The following is a 25,253-nucleotide window of genomic DNA, read 5'->3' on the forward strand; positions in this document are numbered from 1 at the left end:
GGCTACCTTCTCTTGATGATGATGTCGGCGAGCAACCCGAGCAGGGCTATCTGGAGGGAGAAGAGTATCAGGATGATCGTGGTCACATCCATTACCCTGTGGAACGCGAAGAGGCTGTAGAGCCCCACCGCAAGTCCGGAGATGAGCAGGATCGCGCTCACGGGGAGGAAAATCTCGAGCGGCTTGAAATATGTGGCAAGCCGCACGATAAGAAGGAGGAAGTTTAAGAAATCGCGGATGGGGCGGATTTTGCTCTTCCTGCCCCTGCTCCGGTAACAGATGGGAACGTACTCGATCTTATGGCGATTGACCAGGTACGCAACCGTGAGCGTTGTGGTGAGAGAAAAACCATCAGGGAGGAGATGGAGGTAGCGCAGCGCCGTCTCCTTGCGAAAAACCCTCAGTCCCGAATTGAGGTCCGGCACGCGAGTCCTCGTGAGCAGCCAGACTATCTCGCGGAGTATCGTCTTGGCGAGCCGGTTCAGCGGCGGGAGCGGGCTCCGGGCCCCGACGACCATTTCACACCCAGCGAGTTTCCCGAGGAGCAAGTTGATCTGTTCAGGAGGGTATGTCGCATCAGCGTCAATGAGGGCAATCTGCTCGCCGGAGGCAGCTTTGATACCGTCTTTGACAGAGCTGCCGTAACCACAGTTGGCCTCATGGCAGATCAGGGTGATGCCGCTCATTGAGCGGAGGAGTTCAATTGAACCATCATTGCTCGCATCATCCACCACGATGATTTCATATTTTTGGCCGTTGAGGGCGTGAGTAAGGCCATTGATGGTCGCCTGGAGTGTGTCACGTTCGTTGTATACCGGTACAATAATACTGATCAAGAAAACCTCCGTACATTCCACTCCATTATAGCATTACCGCAATCGATTCGCTAAGACAATGCGGCACTGGAGAAGAATCATTATAGACAAAACAATATCCAGAACATAGAATTAAGCACATAAGGGCGGGGAGGATAATAATAATGATGGGTCCGCTCATCCTAACTCCTTATCGCTGGGTGAGATAGGGCAGTTCTTGAGGATGAGTAGGGCTTCTATCTCTTCTTTGCGCTAATGAAAAGAGTGAAATGCATGCGCTATTTTTGTGATAGAGCACTCGTAATCCTTGTATTCTTCTTTATCTTGACCCGCTTGTTACTATTGCTCTTCGACTTTTCGGATCTGACCCAGGTCGAGGAACTCTATAACGGGACGCTGGCCAGAGAGATCGTGCGCGGGCCGTTCTTGCCGTTGCTGCAATTGCGCTATATCGAGTACCAGAGCGGCTCTCTTATCGTGAGTTTCATCGCCATCCCCCTTTTCTATCTCTTCGGCGAAACCTACTTCACGCTCAAGCTGGTTGCCCTGCTCTTCTCCACTGCCACATTGATTATATTCTATCTATTGCTGAAACATTTCTACTCTCAGAGGGTGGCCACATGGGGCGGGATCATGTTTGTTTTCCCACCGCGGATTTTTGCGCTGCTCAACCTCAAGGTTGAGGGCGCAAATTCGCAGGCCATTCTCATCACGTTCGTTATCTGGTATCTATTCTTTTCCCTCCTGCGCTATGAGAACGATCGTTCTCCGGGGGAAAAGCGTGAAGGGATGGGAAACGCGCGTGCGTTTCTTATCGGTCTCCTCTCCAGTTTCGGGGTATGGTTCTGCCCTGTGGTGCTCATCGCCATTGTCTGCATTGTCATCATCAGCTTTGCGCGCGATAAGCTGTTTTATTTCAGGAAGCGATTCGTATATTCATTCGCTGGGTTCTGGGTCGGCGCCATCCCTGCGATCATTGATTATCGAGCGACTGGTTATGCCGGATTGAAATACCTCCTGACACAACCCTATCAAGGCAGGACGTCCCCGTTCATCTCATTGATCACTGAACTGTGGGGGCGCGGCCTTCTCGACTCGGTTTCGTCAAAAAGCGTTCTCATTTCTGCGAGACTGATCAACATGTATTTCTACATCCTCGTGATATTTTCTATCGTCCTCTATCTTTGTTTCCAGCGGGGGCGTATAGTCTCTTTTCTGCGTGCCATGGTTTTTCCGGCGCGCTCCCATCCGCTGACGTTCGAAGTGGTGAAGGGCATTGCGTTCCCTCTGTACATCGTGGCGTTCTCGCTCGCGTACGGGGCGAGCAAGTACCATATCTCAAAGAGCCCTAGCGCAATAGACGCGTATCGATACCTCGTCTCGCTCTACCCATTCCTCTTTATTGTGGTAGTGCTTACAATGGATGAAATATGGGTGAGGGGATCGAGAATTGCCGTGGGGATTGTCACCTTAGCCATGATTCTCGGAGTCGCAGAAATTGCTGTTTCACTCAATGGAAAGGACTACGGAAGGGGATTTCGGCTAAAGGGATACGACTACGAGATGCTCGGCCTGCGACTGTATGAGCAGATGAGTACGGCGCCGAATAGCGCCCTTGCGCTCGCCTCCGATAAAATAGCCGAGTATGGTAATCGTGATGCGTGCATAGGTGGTTTTGCGTTCATGTTTACCAAAGATTGTCTCAAGGAAAAGGGTGAGGGTGATCTCCGGTCCTTTGTGAGCCGGCTTGGATCGGTAGATGAGAGATGGCGTCCTTATTTTTATCGCGCCCTCGGGCAACTGCTCCCATTTGACTTTTCGACCCGGGATGGCATCAATAAGTGGCACGCGATGCTGAATGCGATAGATGAGAAATATCTCACGTATTACTATGAAGGGGTGGGGAGCGTGGTGCGGAGTTGCTACCAGGACAATAGAGAGAAACAGATGGAGTGCGGGGGACATGTTCCTCCCCGGTTCAGCTCCGCGTTTGAGGCCGGCATGAGCATCCCGTATCCCGTTCTGTAGCGAGGGAAATCTTATGCGGAAATCACATGTGGCAGGAGTGGGTCTCCTCCTGCTTCTCCTCTACATGATTTCGAACACGGTCTGGTTCCACTGTGGAGCATCATTGTACGGCAGGGATGTCGCAGGGCACTTGCTGCTTGTCGAGAAATTTTACTATCGGATACACGATCCCATCGAGAGAAGCTGCTCTCCCGTGAAGATAGGGAAAAATATCCTTTCTTTGTTCCACGAGGATGCCCTCTCATTCCACCATACCTACATCTGGCCCAAACTGGTTCACATCACTGCCTCATTGGTGTGCTGTGTGGTGGGGCTGAGAACGTTAGTGATAATCCACTGCAACCTTGTTTTTTTCGGCATACTCCTTATATCCACCTACCTCATCGGCATGCGCTGCGCCTCCCCCCCGACCGGCATACTGGCCGCGCTGCTCGTCAGCCTCTATCCGGCGATATTCGGGCAGTCCAGGAAATTTGGCCTTGATTTCCCGCTCACCGCGATGACCGCGCTCAATATCTGTATGCTGCTCCGCACCGGCTATTTTCGAGAGCGGCGGGGCTCGCTGCTGCTGGGTTTGACCATGGGACTTGGCCTGTTGACAAAAGGCCAGATCGTGATCTACATGGCGGTGCCCATCGTGTATTCCTTGCTCAAGGGGATCCGGTCAGGCGGGGGAACGGGGAAGATACGTATGTGGAATTTTATTCTGTGTTTCCTGGTTGCGTCGGGCGTGTCGGCAATCTGGTGGTGGGGAATCGTGCGCCCTCTCTGGAGGGCATACTTTATCACGGTGACTGATTACCCGTTCTCATGGGCGTATGAGTATCAGCGCCAGCAACCGTTTACGGTCCGGTGGCTACTCTTTCACGCCGTCCACTGCGCGATAAGCGTCAGCCCGTTCTTCTTCATGGTCTTCATTATTTCCCTGGCTCCATTCTTCTGCGGTAAGGCTCGAAATAAAAATATTTTGCTGCTCTGGATCCTGAGCGCGTATGCGATCTGGACTGCATCCAATATCAAGAGGGATACCGATTTTCTCCCATGCCTCCCCGCCATTGCCCTTATCTCAGCAATTGGAATAATGTCCCTGCAGCGTGCCGCACTGAGGCGACTCGCGGTGGCGTGCTGTTGTATTTTTGGCCTGACCCAGTACTTTTGCGTCTCGTTTTCCCCCGCCGGCTACAGATTTTGGACGATGGAGAATCCGTACCACAAACCGTGCGAACCAGATGAGTACAGCACGCTGTTCCAGCCGCCATTTCCCAACAACTACAGGGAGATCATCAATGCATTTGCTGACAGGATGCAGATGCGTGGAGAATGGGAGAAGTACAGCAGGCTTGGTTTTGTGGAAACGACCGGTTCGGAACGGTGGTTGGAGTACAATCCGGCAATCCTCGAGTATTACCTTCGATTGAAAGAATCCGGGGGGATCATCTATCGGAGCCGTTACAATCCTGAGGCCTTTCTGGAGCGCGCGCGCTCTTTCAGGTATCTCATTGTGATGGACAGGCGCAACGGAAGTTCCGCGGATTGGAACGAGTTGCGCGGCTTTTTCTCTGATGCACGGTGGACCGAATTTATCACGCGCGCCTTTGGTAGTCGGGAGGAGTTACTCGGGATATTTGAATCATATGCGCGGTACCCTGTTCTGGCGCATAATACCATGTTGCCGGACAGGTGCGGTATTTTCCTCTGTGAAAAGGGGCCGATCAGGGTTACTCCGGGTGGGGAGATACCGGCGAGCGCGTACGCCCTCAGCAACCTCATTACGACGCCGCCTGTCATTGGCGCGGGCGCTGTGCCTCGCCACTCACCTCTGATACCCGAGTATGATACCTTTTTCCCGTTCTGGCTTCGGTTCCCGCTTGTGGATTCCGACATCAGGTATCCCGGCGATCCTTACTTCTGTGAGTATGAATTGGAGTTCGGGAGCGGCGGCTATGTCCTCTGGATAAACTACGCATGGGAGAAGGGGGGAGTTGTTTCGGTATCGCTGGATGGGATCTCGGCTGATGTGACGTTGGAGTCTGCGGGGGGGCCCGGCAGCGGCCATATGTTATGGAAGCGAGTCTGGGGGGGAGTGGTTTCGAGCGGCCAGCACAGAGTACGGCTTGAGGGAAGAGACAGTTTCCCTCTTCTTGCTGCAATAAGGTTTGATAAACTGTAGTGCGGCAGGGCTCAAGAAAATCGCTGCCTCGGAATTTCAATAAAGTTTGACATTAGCACTTGATTGACCTGATTTATACGCGCACCCTAAAGGGTGCGCTACAGAATATCAGGTTAAGCAGAGAAATCAGGTGCAAACAAAAAGTTGCGAAGCTAACTAAATACGCCGGGAGAGAGGCACACTCTATGATCGTGACAAGAACACCGATGAGAATCACACTCGGCGGGGGAGGCACTGACCTCCCGTCATATTATTCCCGCTTCGGATGCAAGATGGTGAGTGCCGCCATTGACAAGTATATGTTTATCACGGTGAATCGGCGCGTGTGCGATGATCTCCTGATGATAAAATACTCCCGCGTGGAGATTGTGGATAGGATCTCCACGGTAGTTCATCCACTCGTGAGAGAAGCACTGAAGCGGGTTGGAATCGAAAAGGCCATAGAGATTACGTCAATGGCCGACGCTCCGGCGGGGACGGGGCTCGGATCATCAAGCGTGTTTCTCATAGGCCTTCTCAACGCGCTCCACACGTTGAAGGGGGAACAGATCCCGCGCCATGAGCTTGCCGAGGAGGCGTGCCACATTGAGATAGATGTCTTGAAGAAACCGATTGGCAAGCAGGATCAATATATCGCATCATTCGGCGGGATAACCGTGCTGGAGATTGACAGAACCGGCAAGGTTACCGTGAGCCCCGTAAGAATTTCGCACGAGGCAATCAGGGAGCTGGAGCATAATGTGCTTATTTTTTATACGGGAATAAGGCGTGAAGAGCTGGACATACTTGGGGAGCAGAATAGCGCGACGAAGAGGGAGGAGAAAAAGGTGATTGCCAATCTTCACCACATACGTGACCTGGGATTGAAAAGCCTCGAAGCGCTGGAAGCTGAGAATCTGCGGTTGTTCGGAGAGCTCCTTGACGTCCATTGGGAAACAAAGAAGAGACTCTCCGGCAGGGTGAGCAATAAGAAGATCGATCGCTGGTATGAGACTGCAAAAAAGAACGGAGCAGTCGGGGGAAAGATCATGGGGGCGGGCGGAGGCGGATTCTTCATGTTCTACTGTGACCACAACCGCTCAAAACTGAGGAAGGCGCTCCAGGGAGCAGGCCTGCGCGAGATTCCCTATGCGTTTGACATGGAGGGGACCAAGGTTCTGGTGAATTTTTGAGGGCCCTCGCACGCACTGCAATTCCGGCCGCGGTGGGTGGGGGGGAGATAGTGCGGCAGTTTGCCAGTGAGCTGCCGGGGTCTTCCAACGGTAGATCGAGCGGCCGAATGCGATGATGTATCCCATGCCGGACTCATCCGCTCCTGATATCTCGGCCAGAACACTCACCCTGTCTCCATCCTGTAACCCCTGTGCTGATTGCCTGTCGCAGATGATAAGCACCTCCCCCTCACCCAACTTTGATGGGTGGTCGTAGGATCCGACCACAAATCTGATAAAGAGAGGGTGCGTGTCGCGAGGGCCCGCGAGCTTCCAGGCTTCCCTGTAGGGAGGCGGCTCATCCTGGAGCTCTTCGAGAGGCAGCTCCCGGATATAGGTTGCCTCTCCCGTCCAGCAGACGATTGTGCCGCGATAGCCTCCGATATCTCCCAGATGCGCCATCTGATACTGCCATACATCGTGGAAGCGAATATCCCCTCTCTGTCTCCTGTATTCGTTTGGAGCGCTCGCGGCAAAGAACGCCTGCGCTCCCTTCTCCTGAGACGGAGCCTGGCAGATTACCCGTATCTGTTCACTGTATTTCCCGATGGCATGGCGTATCGTGATAAGGAACGACAGAGCGACTATCAGGGTAACCATGAGGATCAGCGGGCAATGGGATGGGGGAGGCACCTGTCTCTCTTCATCCCTGTCTCTGAGAGGGGAGATGAGATCGATGATACTTCCAATCCCCCAGCCGGCGTAGATGATCAGAATCCACTCGAGCGGGAACCGCAGGCGATGATGGGAGTGGCCGAGCAGGCTGAAGAGAGAATAACCTGCGGTGAAAATGATGAGCAGGGAGCTCTTTCGCCAAAGGGTTGCGAGGAGCCGGAGGAGGCGGCCTCGCGCGAGTATGAGGGAGGCGATGAATCCAAAGGCAAAGATATCGAATACGCCCTCGAAGGTAAGGAGGGGGATCCATATGCCCCGCGCCATGAGCCTCTTCTTGAATTCCATAGTGACCCAGACATTATCCCTCATGTATGTCTCCGGCTTCCAGAATCTCTCATAGAAGTAGAGGATGCCGTAGCGGTTCCTGCCGCTATCGGGATAGATCGTTCCCTCACCGTCCATGACGCCTGCCGCGAGCCAGTGTTTCTTGAATCTCAGGAGTGCCATTTTGAGATTATGCAACGGTGTTTCCGTAATGAATTGTTTCGTTTGCCTTTTCAGAAGGTCGATCCATTCGCTTTCGCTGAGGGAGTAGTTATTGTAGCGGAGGAGGTTTACCTTCTCAAATCCCCGGTTGTCCACCTCGTCTCCCATCGAGGGGGTATGCGCCATCCACATGTTGACGGCCCCCATCGTCGTGGTGAGCGAGTCGTTCGGTCTGATATGCCGTGCGAAAAGGTTGTAGCAGGGCCATGGGGTAATAGTTATGATGAAGGCGCAGGTGAAGAGCGTGGCCGCGGCGGTACGCTTCACGAGGGATTGAGCGCGGTTGGTCCAGAGCCAGAGTACGAGCCACGGCGCCGCGCCGATGATATTCGGCCTGATGAGGTAGGAGATGCCGAGGAAGAGGGCGCTCACGGCCGTGGGCGCGAAGCTCCCTCTGCGAGAATCCGCGACGAGAAAATAGAGGGAGAGCATCAGGAAAAAGATGAAGATGGTCTCCGCGCGATATGTTCCCGACCAGAGTACCGATCTCCAGTAGAAGGCGGCGATGCATGCAGCGCCCCACGCCGCCCTTCTGCAGAAGATGCGAAAAGTGAGGAAGAAGAGCAGTATCACCGTAGCTGAGGAGAGGGCTATCTGAACGAGGTTGACGGCGCCATAGTTGAAACCGAGAATCGAGTAAATGCCGGCGAGAAAGAGCGGATAGCCCGGAGGCCTGAAGAGATCATACCGGTGGCCGGTGGGCCAGAGTATGGAGTAGCCGCGCCCCCTGAGGACGTTCTCCGCGAGGCGGTGGTAGTAAAAGCCGTCGGGCTGCTGGGGGGAAAGGGCAAGCGTGTCGCGATGGTAGTAAAAGCGTATGGTGAAGGCTGCGACGAAAAGTAGGAGCAGTAGAAGTTTCTCGGTCCGTGAGGTCATTGTATGAGAACCGCATTGCTATTCAAGCAATCATTATAACACAAGGCGGTGTAAGGGGAAGAGCAGCCAGTATGGAGGGGAGTTGTCGAGATAGTGATTGACTGGCATTTAGGAATTGCAGACAATCGTATCAATAATCTGTGCCGCTACGGATGGAGAGGTTCGGTTATGACGAATACCCCGCTCTGCGACAATGGAGTGGACAATCGAGCAAGGGTTTCCTTGCTCCTCGCCGGTATCCTTGCCCTGGGGGTATTGCTCAGGATGCTAACTTTGCCGGCGTCCTTTGTCTGGCTGGATGAGGCAAACTCGATATTGGGGGCTTCTCAGGGGCTGCCGGGGCTCATCCATTTTATGCGGACCCAGGAAAACGGCCCTCCTCTCTTTCAGATAATCCTCCACTGCTGGATACGCCTGTGGGGAGACCGGGATGTTGTCTGTGCGATGTTGCCGCTCATCTTTTCTTCCCTGACCCCGCTCCTCCTCTTTTTCCTCTCGCGCGACCTTTTCGGGACGCGTGCGGGGCTCTGGGCGGTATTTCTCTCAAGTGTCAACACGGTAAGCATTGAAGAGGCGACGAATATCCGCCACAACAGCCTCCTGGAGCTTCTCACCGTCCTCTCATTCCTGTTCTATTTCAGGATGCTTAAGCTGAGGAGGGCATTCTGGCCGTATCTCCTGGTCTGCGTGCTGGGAATATACACCCACTACTATTTTGCCTTTGTGATTATTTCGCAGCTTCTCCTGAGTGCCATCTTTTTCAGGAAAAGACTGTTGCTTTCATGCGGGAGCCTTTGTCTCGTGGGCATCGTTTTTGCGCCTTGGATCCCATTCCTCCTGTCCCAGCTCGGTAACGGGGCCAATAGCTGGTTGCCGGTGGTCAGCGATCTTCGGGTGCTCGGAAGATTCCTCTATGAGGCGTTCATCGAGGATTCCGGCATGTTCGCGCAGCGGGATATCCCATTGATTAAGCATCACGGAATTTCATTTTTATTGGCGCTACCGCTGTTCTGCATTGCATTCACGACTATTGTTCGGGGCATGCGATCACCGCTTGAAGAGCGGAAGAGGGTATACGCACTCATTGTGGCCTACATTGCATCGGTGTGGGTGCCGATTGTCATTTCGATGGCCAAACCGATTTATGCCCCGCACAGGTATGACATTATCGGACTTCCCATGATCATCTTGTTCTTTTCATGGGTATTCTCAAGGGTAAACACCAGGTCGCTCACTCTCCTGGTTGCCAGCTATTATCTTATCAACGCTATGGCATTTCTGCTGAGAGACCCGGCCCCTCATACATACCACGACAAGGAAAACGCTAGCCGACTGGCGAGCATCATGAAGCCGGACGATGTTCTGGTATTCATCGGTCAGGGAAAGCTGGGGACAGAATATTATCTGAAGCACTACGGCATAACGATCAAGGATAGCTTTGTATTCCCTCTTCAGGTGGCGGAGCACCCCTGCTGGATAGATCGAGATAGGCTATGGATGAATGCGGGCAAACTTGGTGAAGAAGCACATTCTATAGCTGAGGCGGTTCAGCATGCGGCGATCTCCAGGATCTTTCTTTTTAACCCTGGACAAGAGTGGTTCCCAAAGGCGCTTTCCAAACAGATGCTGCAGCAGATGGACAGCAGGTTCGGACATGAGACCACGCTGCCCCTGAATGGTTTTTATTACGACGAGATTCGCGTGTATACGGTAATACCGAGTTCGTGAAAGAATTGATGATCGGTAGCCGTGAACAGGGGGCGCAGGCTATTCCTTTATCCCCAGGGTGAGATAAAAGATCGGCTTCAGGTTGTTGAAGAGCTGCCAGGGCTTCGCCTTGGTGTAGGAGCGGTAATCCTTCATCCTGACCGTTTGGTACGTCTTCGAGACGGGAACCTCGGTCATCCTGTAGCCGAGCCTGATGACCTGAACGTAGAGGTAATACTCGAGTTCCACGCCATCGAGCCAGTCCTGCCGGAGATTGATCCTCGTGTTGTTGAAGAGGGATGTTTTGAACGCCCTGAATCCGTTGGTCCCCTCCGTGGCCGGGAAGCCGAGCATGAGGCGGATGAGGTAGGGGTACAGCCTTGTGCAGATGACCCGGTGGAGGGGGAGTTTCCCCGGATCGCCGCCGGGTAGGTAGCGCGATCCCTGCACGTAGTCATAATCTTTCTCGATGATCGGACGCAGCAGGCGGTGTGTCTCATCAGGGTGGTCTTTGTTGTTTCCTGAAGCCGTGACGATAATATCGAAACCGTTTTTGATAGCATATTCGATCCCGGTCCTGTAGGCTGCGCCCGTCCTCACCCTGGTGCCCACGCCCGGTGGGCGCTCCTTATTGATGATGGTCGCGCCGGTGCCCTCTATCTCTGCGAGGGTGCCGTCGGTCGAGCCGTCGTTCACGACCACAACTTCGTCGATCTCCTCCACTGAAAGGAATCCGCGCGCCGCCTCTCCGATTTTTCCTTCCTCGTTGAAGGCAGGCAGAATGCAGATGATCCTGTTACCCTGTTTGTTAAAAATGGAATTGTCGGCGCACATCGGATCAGCGGATCTGCCCCTTCTTTTTCATATCCCGCCAGATTGTGTTGAATTCGGCTACCGTCATTGCGGACGATGGATTCCAGAGCATCTTCTTGAGAATCGGGGGTGTGACCGTGACGATGTGCGATCCCGCGAGAAGCGCCTCGTTCACATCCATGAGGTGGCGGATGCTCCCTGTGATGATTTTCGCCTTGAGGTTCTCGTCATCGATCATCTCACGCGTTGATGCGATGACTTCTTGGGGGTCGTAGCCCATGTCCTTGATCCGCCCGAAGAAGATGCTCACGTACGTCGCGCCGGCCAGCGCGGCGAGGTAGGCCTGGTTGAACGACATCATGCAGGTGACATTCGTTTTAATTCCCGATTGATGCTCCAGCTCATGCACAACGCTCAGCGCATCCTCGCCGATAGGCACCTTGATGACGATGTGTTCTTTGTCCCACGACGCGAATTTCTTGGCCTGCGCCACCATCGCGTCATAACCCTCCTCCGTGAGTTCGACACTCACCGGGCCCTTCACCAGCTTCACGATCCGCGTGATCACTGTCTTGATCTCGCCGCGGATACCATCCTGGCTGAAGATCTTTGGGTTCGTGGTTGCGCCACTGATAATCCCCCAACGGACTATCTCCTCAATCTCCGCGATGTTGGACGAATCGATAAAAATGGCCATAGCCTCCTCCATTCACCCCGCGGTTCCTGCGAGGATCTTTGTGATGAGCCTTGACGCAGCGGGAAGATCGGGAACTATATGATCCGGCGTGCGCTTCTTCGCTTTCATGAACCTGCACACGTCGCACTTCCAGTTTCCGATAAATACCGTTGTGCAGCCGACCGCCTTTCCCGCCTCGATATCGGTGAGATTGTCTCCCACCATGAACGAACGACGGAGTTCGATATTCAGTTCCCTCGCCGCTCTCCCCAAGAGCCCCGGTCTCGGTTTGCGGCATTGGCAGCGAATCCTGTAGCGGCGGAGCGCCGCCCGTGGATGGTGGAGGCAGTAGTAGATCCCGTCGAGGCGAGCGCCGGAGCGTCGGAGCCCTCTCGCCATCTTCGCTGTCATTTCCCTGTGCGCCGCTGTGGTGAAGTTACCCTTAGCAATCCCTGGTTGATTTGATACCACCACTACCTTGAGCCCGGCGCGGTTGAGCCTTCTTACCGCTTTTCCCACTCCGGGCAGCAGTTTGAATTGTCGGCCAGAGAAGGGCGAATCAATAATGCCGATTTCCCTTTGGTACACGAGACGATTGAGCACCCCATCCCTGTCGAGGAACACCGCGCGGTGCTTTTTCATATACAGTTGGCGATGAGGTGACATATCACTGCCTGCCACCCCTCGGCATGCGGAGTGACCCGCTCGTCTGAAATCACGGGAATCAGGAGAGCTGCATCCGACAGCTCCTTTGCCTTTCCGCCATCGCGGCTCACAATGGAAAGGATCGGCGTTCCAACCTTTCTCGCGTATTCCATGGCGCGCACAAGATTGAGCGATGCCTTCTCTGACCCGCCCCCCACGGAGAGGATGAGCAGCGCATCGCTGGCCTCAATCCTGGAGCCCTTCAGCCAGTTCACGAATACACGCTCCCATCCGTCGTCGTTAGTCCATGCCGTGAGCTCGGAGACGTTATCAGTAGGGGCATATGCTTCGATGCCTGCGATCTTCCGGAAGTCGTTGACCGCATGGGAGGCATTCGCGGCGCTTCCGCCGACACCGAGGATGAAGAGCCTGCCGGACCTCTCCCGGAGCTCCCGGATCATCCGGATCATCCGGACGATCATCGTCTGGTCGAGATCGCCCGCGATCCGGCTCGTCTCACGCAGATACTGCTGCGCGTACTGTTCAGGATTTTGTTCGCTCATTGCTCTGCTGCCTCTTCTCGCTTTTCCCTCACCGTGAGCACCCCGGTGCGCAATTCCTCTAAAAGGTTGCGGTACCGCTCGGGGGTATCTATCCCCCGCACGTAGCCCTCCGCCCGGTAGCAGTAGAGCGCCTCTCCAGCCCGCAGGAGCTCGGGGAAGATATCCCGGGCGAAATCGCACGGTCTGTCGCCGGGGATGCAGTCAATAATTTTTGGTTCGAGGACGTAGATGCCGCCATTCTCCAGACGCTCCCCTGAGGTTGTGGCTGACGGCTTCTCCATAAAACTCACAACACGCCCCTCCTTATCACAGCCGACAACACCTCCCGCAAGATCATCGTATCTCTCGGAGACGAGTATCGTCGCGAGTGCCCGCTTCTCTCCATGGAAGAAAACCATCTTCGTCAGGTCGCACGAGCACAGGTTGTCTGCATAGTATACTAAAAAAGTGCCGTCGAGTTCGCCCCGGAGTTTTTTCACCGCCCCCCCTGTTCCAAGGAGTTCAGGTTCAAAGGAGTAATGAATCTCAACGCCCCAGCGCCGCCCGTCACCGAAGTATCTCTGTATCGCCGAGGGATGATAGTGAAGGTTGATATATAACTGAGTTATGCCATGCTCCCTGACATGCTCGATGGCGCGCTCGATCAGAGGTTTCCCCGCCACACGCACCATGGGCTTGGGGATCCCGGTGGCTTCTTGGGCGCCGAATCTGATACCACAACCCGCAGCGAGGAGCAGTGCTTTCACGCAGAGTGCGCCTTCATGATTATCTTGCTGCACCTCATCTCTCGATCAGCATCCCGGTAAAATCCCCCCATCACATCATTCTGGCCGGCGAGCCACTCGACGTAGCGCTCCACTGTCTCTTCAAGCGAGCGGCGCGGTTTCCAGCCCAATGGCTTCAGTTTGGATATGTCGGACACCGTGTGCCGGGTGTCGCCGAAGCGGAAATCTCCCGGGATCACAGGCTCAATTGTTTTCCCCATCGCGCGAGAGAGGAGACTGGCGAAATCGATCACGCTCACCGCGCTGCCTCCACCCACGTTGAAGATTTCCCACTCCGCCCGCGGCTCATCAAGCACGAGCAGGTTTGCACGCACAACGTCTTCTACGTCAATGTAATCCCTCTTCTGCGTGCCGTCCTCGAAAATAACCGGAGCCTCGCCGTTCATGAGGCGCTGCGAAAAGATCCTGCAAATGCCTGAGTACGCGTTGTAAAAGGAGTTGCGGGGGCCGTGCGTGATCGAATAGCGGAGGCCTACGGTGGGGATGCCGTAGCGCCTGCCGAGGTTGATGAACGTGAGTTCGGAAGCGTATTTCGAGATTGCGTAGGAGGTATGTGGGCTGACCGCAGCTTCATCGGTGGGTTGCCACGCGGCCACCCTATTGCAGACAGGACAGTGCATCTCCCAGTCTCCTCTCTCCAGTTGTGCGAGGGGTCGCGGGGGGGGAGAGAACTCACCATGACTGTCACACCGGTACTTCCCTTCTCCGTACACCGCTTGCGAGGAGGCGAAGATGATCTTCCTGACAGGATAGCCTTTTGTCACAATGAGCTCGAGGAGAAGCGCCGGAGCGACCGCATTCACATGAAAGAAAGTGCCGAAATCGGTCATGTAGTCCTGGTAGGCAGCGAGGTGGTACACGACGTCGATCCCCTTGAGGGCACTCTCCCAGTCGCAGCGTTCGCGGACATCTCCCTTGATAAACTCGACATCCGGCGATACGTAGTGTGGCATCCCTCTAGGATGCACGCGCGGCTGGAGGTTATCCAGTATCCGCACGCGGTGGCCTGCTGAAATGAGTGCATCGACGGTATGGGAGCCGATGAAGCCCGCCCCGCCTGTGACAAGGACTCGTGGTAGGCTCATTGGTTCCACCTTGTTGAAGAAGTATTTCTGATCATTTCAATGCCAAAGCAATTTCATGGCACCTTTTAGACTTCCTAGAAGATTGGTTGCAGACCTTAAGTCACGGAGTCTTTTTAACAATACTTTTGGACGAAAATAAAATTCCCGACATGCCCTGCGATGAATCTGTAAAAGTTGATCTCTATCCAATCCTTTTGGCACATAAGCCGGTTCACGCGGAAAACTAATCTCCGATAGTATGGTATGCCTCCAGTAGTAAGGATCAAACTGACCTTCTTTTTTGGCTCGTTCGTAATCTTCTGTTCCCGGCAAAGGCACGAGCAGTGAAAAAGTAGCAAAATCCAAATCTAATTCTTTCGCGAACCGAATAGTCTGTTCCATTTCCTGCAGGGTCTCTTGAGGAAAACCAAACATAAAATATCCTCGTGCTCTTAAACCGGCTTGGCGAGTCCAGACTATTGCCTTTCTGATCTCGTCACAGCTTAGCCAGCTTTTGTTAATCCTTTTAAACCCCCCAGCGTATCCCGTCTCGATGCCATAAGAAACACCAAAACATCCCGCGTGGCGCATTTCTTTAAGTAGATCCGGCTCCACCTGCGGTATAGTTGCCTCGCATTCCCATGGGATTGTTAGTCTATTTTTGTGTATAAGCCGGCAAATCTCGTACACCCTTTCTTTATCAAAGACAAAACAATCGTCCCAGAAGTGTATCTCTTTTGCGCGGAAATCCTTAGCCAAAACAGTCATTTCTTCAACAACTCTCTCTGGTGAATGCAAGCGTAATCTACAGCGATGCGTAATCTTATTGCTACAGAAACTGCAATTATAAGGACAACCGCGGCTGCTCATCATATGTAACGCCGGATGCCGCTTAGCTCTAACTTCACTACTCCTATATAAATGCATCGGGAGAAGATGTCTCGCGGGGAGGGGAATCGCATCCAGATTATCTTCGGTGGGCCGCAGTTCATTGATACGCGTACCATTGTCTTTTCTATATCCGATGCCTTTGATAGTTCCCGCATTCCTTTTTCCTGCAAGCGATTCCACTAATTCAGAGAATGTTGCCTCGCCTTCTCCGATAACAAGATAATCAATATTTTCATCTCGGAGTACGTCTTCAGGCACAACACTCGCATGGGGACCACCCATAACCACAGGCACTTTCTTATTTTGCTTTTTCACCGCCTTGGCTACATTGTGTGATAAAAGAGCCAAAAAAGTGATTGAGCTGATTCCCACAATATCAAAAGATTCCGAAATCTGTGCTATTTCTTCAGGCGAAATAATCTGGGCCATTCCTTCAATAATGCGAACGCGATGGCCATGTTTCTCCAGCATACTTGCGATATATGCCAGACCAAGCGGAGGTAACTTAGGCCTTACCCCTTGATATCCATCAAGATAATTCCCTTGCTCAGTCAACATCGGCGGATTGACCAATAATACCTTTGCCATAACCTATCCTTGTACTACGCATGATCGGTTTCGTCTCTAAGAATGGGCGCCCTACAACATTGAATTCTACCCCCAAATAGAGACCTCTGCAACAGAATAGCACGATACTGCGTAGGTGGATTTGAACTCGACTAACTGAACGGCAAGATGATATACTTATTTACTAAAGCCGACTTCTGTTGTCCTCGGTCGTGCAACCCCCAGGTCGTCAGGAATGACGGCGGTTCCTAACATCACCGTTGGATGGCTGGCCGGAGCATTAGGGAGAACTCTCCATGAGGGTAGTTTTTGTAAATACGAAGAACGAGATGCCCAAGTTGAAATACAGCAGGAAGGTGCAGCGGCAGTACAGCGACCGCGGGCAGGTGTTCCCGAACCTGAGCCTCTGTTACCTGGCTGCGTTGCTCGAACGAGAGGGGCATGCGGTTGCGATAGTCGATTCAAACGCACTTGGCCTTTCTATTCACGATACCATCAGGCAGGTGGAGGGGTTTCTACCAGATGTAGTCGGTTTCAACATTCTCACGGAGTCTTTCCATGATACCCTCGGGTGGATAAAGCCGATTAAGGAAGCTCTGAGAGTGCCCGTTGTTGTGGGTGGCTTCCACATCAAGCTCTATCCGCGCGAGACAATGACGCACCGCTGCATTGATTACGCGGTGATAGGGCCGGGCTGGAAGACGTTGCCGGAACTCCTCGCGGCTATCGAAGATGGCGCCAGGCACATCGACCGCGTGAAGGGTATCGCATATAGAGAGGATGGTGATGTCGTCTTCACTAAGCCCAGGCAGGATCCCACGACATTGGATGATGTTCCTTTCCCCGCACGGCATCTACTCCCGAACGAACATTACACAACTATCCTCACCCGTCACTGGCCTATCACCGTGATGCTCACTGGCGTGGGATGTCCCTTCCGCTGCCTCTACTGCGACATGACCGGTTTTTCGCAGCTCCGCGACCCCATGAACGTGGTTGATGAGATGGAAGAGTGTGTGAAGAGGTTTGGTTTCAGGGAGATCTTCGTTCAGGATGAGACGTTCACCGTTGATAGGAGGAGAGTGGCCACCATATGCGAGGAAATCCTCCGTCGGGGGCTGAAATTCGATTTCGCCATCCGCACGCGGCCCGATTGCGTGAATAAGGAAACGCTCACAATGTTGAAGGCTGCAGGGTGTGTCCGGGTGAATTACGGTTTCGAGGCAGCTGACAATGAGGTCGCGCGGAGAATAAAAAGGAACATACCGATCGAGACAATGCATGACGCGGTGAGGTGGGCAAAAGAGGCCGGGTTGACGACGCTGGGGTTTTTTCTCCTTGGGTGCCCCGGGGAAACTGTTGAAACGATAAAAAAGAACATCGCGCTGGCAGTGGCGCTGGACACCGATTTTGTTTCGATCAGTAAGCTCGTCCCGGTGCCCAACAGCCGCTTGTACGAGATAATAAAGGAAAGGACAGGGGTCGATTACTGGAGGGAATTCACGCTCGGGAACAGGGAGATTATCACCCAGATCGCCTATTACGATTCCACGGTGCAGGGTGACGAGCTTGATTACTGGCTCACGCGCGCCTACAGGGCTTTCTACCTGAGGCCTGCCTCCATCGTGCGCTCATTGAGGCGCGTGCGTTCGTTGAGGGAACTGGTCAACCTGGTCACCTCCGCCTGGTCAATTCTCTGATGAAGGCAAAATCTCTTTTGGGCTATCTGAGGAAATTCTGTTTATCCACGGCGCAGTACCGGAAGCGTAACATCATCTGCGCGCAGCTGCCGGTAAGGCTATGGATTGAGCCGACGAACATATGCAACCTGCGGTGCATCATGTGCCCTACCGGGCGGGGACGGCTACAGAACCCAGGGCGTATGTCGCTTGATCTCTACCGCAAAATTATTGACGAGGCAGCAGCATTCGCGATCGACGTCAACCTCATCGGGAGAGGGGAGGCGTTTCTTCACCCTGAGATCGGGGAGATGATACGGTACGCCCATCAGAGAGGGCTCAATGTAAGGATTGAAACCAATGCGACGGTGCTGTCGCCGGAGAAATCAGAGGAGGTGATTGCCGCAGGGCTCGATTTCATTTCCTTTTCTTTTGACGGATACGGGAAGGAGTCCTACGAGCATATACGGCGTGGCGCAAGCTTCGATGCGACACTCGGGAATATACTTCAATTCCTTCAAGTAAAGAAGAGGCTCGCGGCGGAAAAACCGTACACAGTCCTCCAGTTTATCGAGATGCTGCCGTTTCGCGAGAGGGCTACCCCCGAAAGCGAGCGTCAGTTCAAAAGCCGCTTCAGGGGGTTGCCGCTCAATAGCTATCGCTACGTGACGCCCCATCGCTACGTGGGGGAAATCGAGGAGGGATTGACGGGCACCCGCTACGGGTACATGAAGGGAATGAAACATTGGAGATGGTTGCGAAAGCTCAAATACACCCCCTGCGCTTACCCATGGTTCAGCATGCATATTCTCTGGGATGGCACGGTGATGCCGTGCTGCATGGATTTCCATTCACGTTATGTGCTGGGGAATGTGCCTGAGTCGAGCTTACGGGAGATGTGGAACGGAGAGGCGATGAAGGCTCTAAGAAGGAAACTCGGATCGGGGAGTTTTGCGGACATGCCGCTGTGTAGCCGGTGCGATATGCTCCACCAAACGACGATACTCGGGATTTCTACCAAGAACATCAGGGATTTTAAGATTTTTCTCCAGGAGAACCTGCTGTGCTGACCGTACGGAGGGATTTGAACAGGTTTGGACAAAAAACGTTGACGCTCAATGCATGATTATATACGCTATGTGCATGGCATAAGGAGTATTCTTGAAAATTCCCATAGCGCGAGAGGGCTTCCCCTATATTCTGCCATTGCTGGCGTTTGGAGGGGCGCTCCTCTATTTTAATCCATGGTACGCCCTTGTTCCCTGCGCGGCAGCAGCATGCCTTGCGTGGTTCTTCCGCGAACCTCAACGTGTTCCGCAGGGCAGCGAGGCGGATGTGATTGCCCCCGCAGACGGCAAGGTAATGCGCATTGATGAGGTGTTGGAGCACGGCTATTTCGGGCGCCGGGTACAGAGAATCAGCATTTTTCTCTCCATTTTTGATGTGCATATCAACTATGCCCCTGTGAGCGGTACGGTGGACTACATGCACTATCGGAGGGGATCGTTCAAGAATGCGATGAGGGATATCGCCTCCGTGGTGAACGAGAACAACACCATCGGCATCAAGTGCAGAGACGCGACGATGGCCATCCGGCAGATCGCGGGCATGATCGCACGGCGCATCGTGTGCCGATGCTCGGTAGGAGATTGCGTCAGGGCGGGCGATACGATCGGCATGATCAAATTCAGCTCGCGCGTGGACGTCTTTTTACCTCTGGAGTCATGCATCCTGGTCAGCAGGGGGCAGCGGGTGAGGGGCGGCGAATCGGTTATCGCGAGGATGAAATGAGAAAGGTATCAATTATACCCAGCTTGATCACCACCGGAAACTTCTTCTGCGGGATACTGGGGATGGTCTTCGTCACTCACGGCCAGTATCTCTACGCGGCTGAGGCGTGTCTCGTGGCCATGCTCTTTGATTTCGTTGACGGCCAGGTCGCCCGCGTCCGGGGCGCCACCACGCGTTTCGGCATCGAATATGATTCGCTGGCCGACATGCTGAGCTTCGGCATCCTCCCCACGTTTATGGGGTACTCGAAGGTCTTGAACGGGATGGGGCGTTTCGGGATTGGAATCGCCTTCCTCTATGCCGTCTGCTGCGCCCTGAGGCTCGCCCGTTACAACGCCCAGTTGTACCGGGAAGAGCGCAGGAGCTTCACGGGGTTGCCGACCCCCGCGGCCGCCGGCCTCATCAGCTCGGTGATCGTGCTCGAGGGGCGTTACGAGATCTCCCTTATCGTTAAGGCGCTCCCCTTCATCATGCTCTTTCTCGCGTACCTCATGGTGAGCACCCTCCGCTATCCGGCGTTCCAGGGAGCGAATGCCAAACAGAAAAAGCCATTCCTCAACCTCGTCGGCATTGTGATCACGGCGAGCATCGTGGTATCGTATCCTGAGATATCCTTCTTCATCCTTTTCGCGGTGTACACGATGTTCGGCATCCTCGCACATTTTCGGTTCAAGACCTGCACCTCGTGGCTCCGTTCGTTTCTCCTCACCTCACCCCTCCCGGGGGACCACGAAAATCCTTAATTGCACCTCCGTTATTATGTATAATGTCGAACACCCCTGACGCGCGTGCGCCCAGTCACGCAGAGCTTTACTATCCGACCGCACGGCTAACTGCTCGATGGCTCAAGCGGTGTGAAGGGAATCGCAGAGATGGTATTCGGCAAAAAGGCGGCGATACTCTTTTTCTCGGCCCTTCTGGCTGCGGGAATATACCTTGCCTATACCGCCTGGCATTCGCAGAGCGGGAGCGATATGTACGCGGCGGCCATGCGCCTCTACGCGGACAGGAAGTATGCCGAGGCTGCCGATGCCCTGCGGGCGGTGGCAGGGGCCCACCCGCGCAGCCCGGAAGGGGTCGAGGCCTTTTATTACTATTGCCTGTGCCTTGAGTTGAGCGGGCAGAGAGATAAGGCGAAGGAGGCGTGGCAGAAGATTGTCGCCGACCCCGCATCCAGGGCGTTTCATCCCCATGGTACCTTCGCGCTCGCCCGGATATCGCTCCATGAGAACCGCGCTGATGATGCGAAGAGGAGCCTCGATAAGTTGTTTGAGGCGTATCCGGATTCACCGGTGTGCGCTGACGGCTTTCTTTTGCGCGCGGAGCTCCTTGAGAGAGAGGGTGATGCGGCGGGGGCGGCTCGATCCGCGCAGAAGGTGGTGGATGAGTACCCCGGCAGCGGCGCGGTGAGCAGGGCGCAGGAAAAGGTGTGGGGGCTCAACATCAAGCTCCTCTTCTCGCGGATGCTCACGCCGGGGACGGAGGAGTACGTGGTCCGGGAGGGGGACTCGCTCGAAGCGATTGCCAGGAGGTTCGGCACGACCGTTGAGCTGCTCAAGGAGATGAACAAAGGAACGATTAAGGGTGACTCGATAAAACCACATGATCGCCTCAAGGTATGCACGGAGAAGTTCTCTCTCCTGGTGGATAAGTCAGCGAACACGCTCACGCTCAAGGCGGGTGAACGCGTGGTGAAGGTGTACGCCGTGGGAACCGGCAAAGAGGGATCGACGCCGGTGGGCGAGTTCAAAATCACAAACAAGATGGTTGAGCCAGAGTGGTTCAAGCCCGGCGGGGGCGTCATTCCCTATGGGGATCCGAAGAATCTCCTCGGCACGCGCTGGATGGGGATCGATTCGCCCGGTTACGGCATCCATGGAACCTGGGAGCCGGAGACGGTGGGCACACAGGCCAGTGCGGGCTGCATTCGTCTGCTCAACGCGGACGTGGAGGAGCTTTTTAAGATTGTCCCGATGGGGACGAAGGTAAAGATAGTGGACTGACCGAGACGGTGAAACGGCGAGAGGGCGCATCGGCGAAAAAGAGACGATGTAAGGAATAATTGTATTGCGCAGATTATTAGAATGTTGGACGATGCCGACAAATGGATTATCGCAAAGAAATAATCGTGGATATTTGTATCGCGGTATACAGCCATTCGCGGGTTCATTTCATGAGTGGCGTTTGTTTCGCCGGCGCGCCGTTTCGCCCATTCGCCGGTTCGGGTAGACGGAGTCAGTAAGATGAACGGCGGATTTGATTTTGAGAAGCCCATCCTCGAACTTGAAGCGAAGATCGAGGGGCTCAAGAAGCTCTCCGAGGAGCAGCAGGTAGACGTCTCCTCCGAGATCGCGAGCCTCCAGAAGAAACTGGACCGTGCCCAAAAGGAGACATATAGTAACCTCACGCCGTGGCAGCGCGTCCAGATTGCGAGGCACCCCCAGCGTCCGTACACGTTGGACTACATCAGGTTGATGATGGAGGGATTCATCGAGCTCGCGGGGGACCGGCTCTTCGCGAACGATCTCGCCATCGTCGCCGGTCTCGCGCGGATGGACGGGCGCACCCTGGCGGTCATAGGGCATCAGAAGGGGCGGGACACGAAGGAGAATCTGATGCGGAACTTCGGGAGCGCCCACCCGGAGGGCTACCGGAAGGCCCAGCGGATCATGAAAATGGCCGAGAAGTTCAAGTTCCCCGTCGTCTCGTTTATTGATACACCGGGCGCGTATCCGGGGATAGGGGCGGAGGAGCGGGGGCAGGCAGAGGCGATTGCCTCCAATCTCCGGACGATGGCCGTGCTCCAGACGCCCATCGTGGTGGTGATCATTGGAGAGGGGGGGAGCGGCGGCGCCCTCGGGATCGCGGTGGGGGACGAGGTGATGATGCTCGAGAATTGTTACTACTCGGTCATTTCCCCCGAGGGGTGCGCGGCGATTCTCTGGAAAAATCAGGGGAAGGCCGCGGAGGCGGCGAGCACCCTCCGCATCTCCCCAAAAGAGCTCCTGGAGCTGGGGGTGATCGACAGGATAATCCCCGAGCCGCTCGGCGGCGCGCACGGGAATTACGAACTGGCCGCGGGCGAGGTGAAGCGCGCCCTGGCGGAGTCCCTGGATCGCCTGACGCGTATCCCGGTGGAAGAACTGGTGAGCGCGCGGTATGAAAAATACAGGGCGATGGGCAGTTTCGCGGAGGGGTGAATGAGAGTCCTGATCACCGGGGGAGCGGGGTTTATCGGCTCCCATCTCGCGGAGGCGCTGCTCGGCCGCGGCGCTGAGGTCGATGTGATTGATGATCTCTCCACGGGGAGCATGGCGAACATCGATCACCTCAGGGCGAACGAGAGATTCAGCTACACGATCGACACCATCATGAATTGTCCCTTGGTGGCTGAGCTCGTCGATCGCTGCGATCTCGTCTATCACCTCGCGGCGGCGGTGGGTGTGAGGCTCATTGTCGAGAGCCCCGTGAGGACGATCTCCACGAACATACGGGGGACCGAGATCTGCCTGAACGTGGCGAGCAAAAAGGGCAAAAAGGTGGTGCTCGCGTCCACGTCGGAGGTTTATGGCAAGAGCGACCGCATCCCTTTTCGCGAGGACGATGACATCGTGCTCGGGCCGACGGTCAAGTCGCGCTGGAGCTATGCCTGTTCGAAGGCGATCGATGAATTCCTTGCGCTCGCGTATTGCAGGGAGGGGAAGCTCCCGGTGGTCATCTGCCGGCTGTTCAACATCGTCGGCCCGCGTCAGACGGGGCGCTACGGCATGGTGTTCCCGAGGCTCATCCGCCAGGCGCTCGATGGGGATGATCTCACCGTCTATGGCACGGGGGAGCAGACGAGGAGCTTCCTCTATATCTCGGACCTCATCGACGCGCTCCTCGCGCTCGGCGAACTCCCCGAGGCGGAGGGGCAGGTGATCAACATCGGGAGCGAAAAGGAGATCAGCATCGGAGCGCTCGCCCGGAAAATTATCACGGAGACGGGAAGCCGCTCAACGATCACCTATGTGCCCTACGAGCAGGCGTACGAGGAAGGCTTTGAGGACATGGGTCGGCGGGCGGCTGACACCACGAAGCTCAAGCGGCTCACCGGATTCAGCCCGGCGGTGGGGCTCGAAGAGATGATCCGGCGCATTGCCGACTATTTGAAGACGCACAAATGTTAGCGATCGAGCTATCAAGCTATCGAGTGATCAACTATATTGAGGAATTATGAAAATCAGAAAAGCGATTTTGCATGACGTGCCGGAGATTCAGAAGCTCATCAATTACTTCGCCAAGAAGGACTGGATGCTCCCGCGTTCGCTCAACTACCTGTACGAGAATCTGCGCGACTTCTGTGTCGCGGAGGAGCGAGGGAAGGTGATAGGCTGCTGCGCCCTGCACATCGTCTGGGAGGATATCGGAGAAATCATGTCCCTCGCGGTGAAGGAGACACACAAGGGGAAGGGCCTTGGCAGTAAACTGGTGCTCACCTGTCTCGCCGAAGCGCGCAAACTCGGCCTCACGCGCGTGTTTGCGCTGACATACCTCCAGAAATTTTTCAAAAAGTGCGGCTTTGTGCGTTACCCGAAATCCAAGCTGCCGCACAAGATATGGGGCGACTGCATCAACTGCCCCAAGTTCCCCGACTGCGGCGAAGTCTCCGTGGCGATTGAGCTGTAGCTGTATTGTCCCGCCGGCAGGCAGGCGACCCCTATACTAACCGCTATTTCGGCATACTGAGTGCAATTGATTTTTGTAGTGGTTATGCTACTATCAACCTAGGTACTCCTATTTACTCAAAAGATATGACTACTCATCGTACTATATTGGCAATTGTGTTCGTTGTAATGGCAGGGGGGCTTGTCTCATGCCATGAAACGAGGAATGTGGAGAAAACGGCCATGAAAAAGGAAAACACCGAGCAGGTGGTCAGGCAACCCGCGGTGGCGGGGCAGTTTTATCCGGGGAGTGAATCAGAGCTCAAGAGAGAGGTTCAAGAGTATCTCAGCGCGGTTCCCGCCCAGAAGATTGACGGGCGGATCGCGGGGCTCATATCGCCGCACGCGGGATACAGCTATTCAGGCAGAGCCGCGGCATATGGCTATAACCTCCTCAGGGGCAAGGGATTCAAGAGGGCTATTGTTCTCGCCCCCTCGCATCGCGCGGCTTTCCGTGGCGCCGCCCTCAGTGATGCGGACGCGTTCAAGACGCCCCTCGGCCTGATCCCGCTTGATAAAAAGGCGTGTTCCGAGCTCCTCTCGCATGAGCTCTACGCGAAGCTTCCGCAGGCGCACGAGTACGAGCACTCCCTCGAGGTGCAGCTCCCGTTCCTCCAGGAGGTGCTGGGGGATTTCACGCTCGTCCCGATCATCATAGGACAGCTCAGGCGGGGAGATGTTGAGACGATCGCTTCACCGCTCAAAAAACTGCTCGACGGGAAGACGATCATCATCGCCAGCTCTGACTTTACCCACTACGGATCCGGCTTTGACTATCTGCCATTCACCGATAACATAAAGGAAAATCTCAAGAAGCTCGACCTTGGCGCGGTCGAAATTATCGAAAAGCTGGACGCGCCTGGATTCAACGCCTATGTGGAGAAGACGGGCGCGACGATCTGTGGTCATTACCCGATCCAGATTTTGATCGAGGCGCTTCCCAGGGACGCGCGCGGGCATCTCCTGAAATACGAGACCTCCGGTGACCTGACGGGCGATTTCAGCCACTGCGTCAGCTATGTGTCCATGGTCTTCACGGTACCGCAGAGCAAATGATGGTAACCACTGAAGACACTGAATCCACTGAATAAGTGTGCTAATAGTT

22 protein-coding genes are annotated in these 25,253 nt (G+C 54.8%); 13 read left to right on the top strand and 9 right to left on the bottom strand.

Annotated features, from left to right (window positions below; all coding sequences use genetic code 11):
* Nucleotides 1–2: 2 nt before the first annotated feature.
* The gene (locus NTX71_10560) at nt 3–836 is read right to left on the bottom strand and encodes a glycosyltransferase family 2 protein (GenBank protein MCX6340337.1); all 834 of its coding nucleotides are present in this window, start codon (nt 834–836) and stop codon (nt 3–5) included.
* Nucleotides 837–1,088: 252 nt separating this feature from the next.
* Between NTX71_10560 and NTX71_10565 the strand changes: the two genes are divergently transcribed.
* The 3 genes from NTX71_10565 (at nt 1,089) to NTX71_10575 (ending at nt 6,185) form a co-directional block, all read left to right on the top strand.
* The gene (locus NTX71_10565; protein MCX6340338.1) at nt 1,089–2,843 is read left to right on the top strand and encodes a hypothetical protein; all 1,755 of its coding nucleotides are present in this window, start codon (nt 1,089–1,091) and stop codon (nt 2,841–2,843) included.
* A gap of 13 nt (nt 2,844–2,856) precedes the next feature.
* On the top strand, nt 2,857–5,013 hold the full coding sequence (locus NTX71_10570; GenBank protein MCX6340339.1) for a glycosyltransferase family 39 protein: 2,157 nt from the start codon (nt 2,857–2,859) through the stop codon (nt 5,011–5,013).
* Between the two features lie 185 nt (nt 5,014–5,198).
* Entirely contained in the window at nt 5,199–6,185 is a 987-nt protein-coding gene (locus NTX71_10575; protein ID MCX6340340.1) for a galactokinase, read from the top strand.
* Here NTX71_10575 and NTX71_10580 read toward each other — a convergent pair.
* Entirely contained in the window at nt 6,093–8,261 is a 2,169-nt protein-coding gene (locus NTX71_10580) for a glycosyltransferase family 39 protein (GenBank protein MCX6340341.1), read from the bottom strand. The two genes, NTX71_10575 and NTX71_10580, sit on opposite strands and share 93 nt — an antisense overlap.
* Nucleotides 8,262–8,429: 168 nt before the next feature.
* Between NTX71_10580 and NTX71_10585 the strand changes: the two genes are divergently transcribed.
* Nucleotides 8,430–9,989, top strand: a complete 1,560-nt coding sequence (locus tag NTX71_10585) for a glycosyltransferase family 39 protein (protein ID MCX6340342.1) — start codon at nt 8,430–8,432, stop codon at nt 9,987–9,989.
* Nucleotides 9,990–10,028: 39 nt separating this feature from the next.
* Here the strand turns inward: NTX71_10585 and NTX71_10590 are convergent, their stop codons facing one another.
* From NTX71_10590 to NTX71_10620, 7 genes are read right to left on the bottom strand one after another with little or no spacing between them, the layout of a single operon-like run.
* Complete coding sequence (locus NTX71_10590) at nt 10,029–10,802, bottom strand: glycosyltransferase family 2 protein (GenBank protein ID MCX6340343.1); 774 nt, start codon at nt 10,800–10,802, stop codon at nt 10,029–10,031.
* A 4-nt stretch (nt 10,803–10,806) separates the two neighbouring features.
* Complete coding sequence (locus NTX71_10595; protein MCX6340344.1) at nt 10,807–11,478, bottom strand: transaldolase; 672 nt, start codon at nt 11,476–11,478, stop codon at nt 10,807–10,809.
* Between the two features lie 12 nt (nt 11,479–11,490).
* Nucleotides 11,491–12,099 carry an HAD family hydrolase gene (locus NTX71_10600; GenBank protein ID MCX6340345.1) on the bottom strand — a complete coding sequence of 203 codons (609 nt, stop codon included), beginning with the start codon at nt 12,097–12,099 and terminating at the stop codon, nt 11,491–11,493.
* Nucleotides 12,096–12,665, bottom strand: coding sequence for an SIS domain-containing protein (locus NTX71_10605; protein MCX6340346.1), 570 nt, complete (start codon nt 12,663–12,665; stop codon nt 12,096–12,098). The genes NTX71_10600 and NTX71_10605 overlap by 4 nt, the downstream gene beginning before the upstream one ends.
* Entirely contained in the window at nt 12,662–13,411 is a 750-nt protein-coding gene (locus NTX71_10610; protein MCX6340347.1) for a nucleotidyltransferase family protein, read from the bottom strand. The genes NTX71_10605 and NTX71_10610 overlap by 4 nt, the downstream gene beginning before the upstream one ends.
* The gene (locus NTX71_10615) at nt 13,408–14,535 is read right to left on the bottom strand and encodes an NAD-dependent epimerase/dehydratase family protein (protein ID MCX6340348.1); all 1,128 of its coding nucleotides are present in this window, start codon (nt 14,533–14,535) and stop codon (nt 13,408–13,410) included. The genes NTX71_10610 and NTX71_10615 overlap by 4 nt, the downstream gene beginning before the upstream one ends.
* Nucleotides 14,536–14,571: 36 nt before the next feature.
* Nucleotides 14,572–15,993: a radical SAM protein gene (locus tag NTX71_10620; protein MCX6340349.1), complete on the bottom strand. Its 1,422-nt coding sequence runs from the start codon at nt 15,991–15,993 to the stop codon at nt 14,572–14,574.
* 275 nt (nt 15,994–16,268) lie between these two features.
* On the opposite strand from NTX71_10620, the gene NTX71_10625 reads away from it, so the two are divergent.
* From NTX71_10625 to amrB, 9 genes are all read left to right on the top strand, one after another.
* A complete protein-coding gene (locus tag NTX71_10625; protein MCX6340350.1) occupies nt 16,269–17,672 on the top strand; it encodes a radical SAM protein in 1,404 nt (467 codons plus the stop codon).
* Nucleotides 17,672–18,721: a radical SAM protein gene (locus NTX71_10630; GenBank protein ID MCX6340351.1), complete on the top strand. Its 1,050-nt coding sequence runs from the start codon at nt 17,672–17,674 to the stop codon at nt 18,719–18,721. Before NTX71_10625 ends, NTX71_10630 begins: the two co-directional genes overlap by 1 nt.
* A gap of 91 nt (nt 18,722–18,812) precedes the next feature.
* Complete coding sequence (locus NTX71_10635; protein MCX6340352.1) at nt 18,813–19,442, top strand: phosphatidylserine decarboxylase family protein; 630 nt, start codon at nt 18,813–18,815, stop codon at nt 19,440–19,442.
* The gene (gene pssA / locus NTX71_10640; protein MCX6340353.1) at nt 19,439–20,185 is read left to right on the top strand and encodes a CDP-diacylglycerol--serine O-phosphatidyltransferase; all 747 of its coding nucleotides are present in this window, start codon (nt 19,439–19,441) and stop codon (nt 20,183–20,185) included. Before NTX71_10635 ends, pssA begins: the two co-directional genes overlap by 4 nt.
* Before the next feature lie 111 nt (nt 20,186–20,296).
* Nucleotides 20,297–21,445 (top strand): L,D-transpeptidase family protein, encoded by a 1,149-nt coding sequence (locus NTX71_10645; protein ID MCX6340354.1) that lies wholly within the window; start codon nt 20,297–20,299, stop codon nt 21,443–21,445.
* Between the two features lie 240 nt (nt 21,446–21,685).
* Complete coding sequence (locus NTX71_10650; GenBank protein ID MCX6340355.1) at nt 21,686–22,642, top strand: acetyl-CoA carboxylase carboxyltransferase subunit alpha; 957 nt, start codon at nt 21,686–21,688, stop codon at nt 22,640–22,642.
* A complete protein-coding gene (locus tag NTX71_10655; GenBank protein MCX6340356.1) occupies nt 22,643–23,611 on the top strand; it encodes a GDP-mannose 4,6-dehydratase in 969 nt (322 codons plus the stop codon).
* Between the two features lie 46 nt (nt 23,612–23,657).
* Complete coding sequence (locus NTX71_10660; GenBank protein ID MCX6340357.1) at nt 23,658–24,110, top strand: N-acetyltransferase; 453 nt, start codon at nt 23,658–23,660, stop codon at nt 24,108–24,110.
* Nucleotides 24,111–24,331: 221 nt separating this feature from the next.
* Nucleotides 24,332–25,204, top strand: coding sequence for an AmmeMemoRadiSam system protein B (gene amrB, locus NTX71_10665; GenBank protein MCX6340358.1), 873 nt, complete (start codon nt 24,332–24,334; stop codon nt 25,202–25,204).
* The last annotated feature ends 49 nt before the right edge of the window (nt 25,205–25,253 follow it).

The organism is Candidatus Auribacterota bacterium, from assembly GCA_026392035.1.
Lineage (GTDB): Bacteria > Auribacterota > Tritonobacteria > UBA1439 > UBA1439 > JAPLCX01.

Excerpts from the sequence above, each read along its gene's own strand:
- NTX71_10630 (MCX6340351.1), top strand. The coding sequence starts at position 17,672 with ATGAAGGCAAAATCTCTTTTGGGCTATCTGAGGAAATTCTGTTTATCC.
- NTX71_10655 (MCX6340356.1), top strand. The coding sequence starts at position 22,643 with ATGAGAGTCCTGATCACCGGGGGAGCGGGGTTTATCGGCTCCCATCTC.
- NTX71_10565 (MCX6340338.1), top strand. The coding sequence starts at position 1,089 with ATGCGCTATTTTTGTGATAGAGCACTCGTAATCCTTGTATTCTTCTTT.
- NTX71_10595 (MCX6340344.1), bottom strand. The coding sequence starts at position 11,478 with ATGGCCATTTTTATCGATTCGTCCAACATCGCGGAGATTGAGGAGATA.
- NTX71_10580 (MCX6340341.1), bottom strand. The coding sequence starts at position 8,261 with ATGACCTCACGGACCGAGAAACTTCTACTGCTCCTACTTTTCGTCGCA.
- NTX71_10600 (MCX6340345.1), bottom strand. The coding sequence starts at position 12,099 with ATGAAAAAGCACCGCGCGGTGTTCCTCGACAGGGATGGGGTGCTCAAT.
- NTX71_10585 (MCX6340342.1), top strand. The coding sequence starts at position 8,430 with ATGACGAATACCCCGCTCTGCGACAATGGAGTGGACAATCGAGCAAGG.
- amrB (MCX6340358.1), top strand. The coding sequence starts at position 24,332 with ATGAAAAAGGAAAACACCGAGCAGGTGGTCAGGCAACCCGCGGTGGCG.
- NTX71_10660 (MCX6340357.1), top strand. The coding sequence starts at position 23,658 with ATGAAAATCAGAAAAGCGATTTTGCATGACGTGCCGGAGATTCAGAAG.
- NTX71_10615 (MCX6340348.1), bottom strand. The coding sequence starts at position 14,535 with ATGAGCCTACCACGAGTCCTTGTCACAGGCGGGGCGGGCTTCATCGGC.
- NTX71_10570 (MCX6340339.1), top strand. The coding sequence starts at position 2,857 with ATGCGGAAATCACATGTGGCAGGAGTGGGTCTCCTCCTGCTTCTCCTC.
- NTX71_10590 (MCX6340343.1), bottom strand. The coding sequence starts at position 10,802 with ATGTGCGCCGACAATTCCATTTTTAACAAACAGGGTAACAGGATCATC.
- pssA (MCX6340353.1), top strand. The coding sequence starts at position 19,439 with ATGAGAAAGGTATCAATTATACCCAGCTTGATCACCACCGGAAACTTC.
- NTX71_10575 (MCX6340340.1), top strand. The coding sequence starts at position 5,199 with ATGATCGTGACAAGAACACCGATGAGAATCACACTCGGCGGGGGAGGC.
- NTX71_10605 (MCX6340346.1), bottom strand. The coding sequence starts at position 12,665 with ATGAGCGAACAAAATCCTGAACAGTACGCGCAGCAGTATCTGCGTGAG.
- NTX71_10625 (MCX6340350.1), top strand. The coding sequence starts at position 16,269 with ATGAGGGTAGTTTTTGTAAATACGAAGAACGAGATGCCCAAGTTGAAA.
- NTX71_10650 (MCX6340355.1), top strand. The coding sequence starts at position 21,686 with ATGAACGGCGGATTTGATTTTGAGAAGCCCATCCTCGAACTTGAAGCG.
- NTX71_10620 (MCX6340349.1), bottom strand. The coding sequence starts at position 15,993 with ATGGCAAAGGTATTATTGGTCAATCCGCCGATGTTGACTGAGCAAGGG.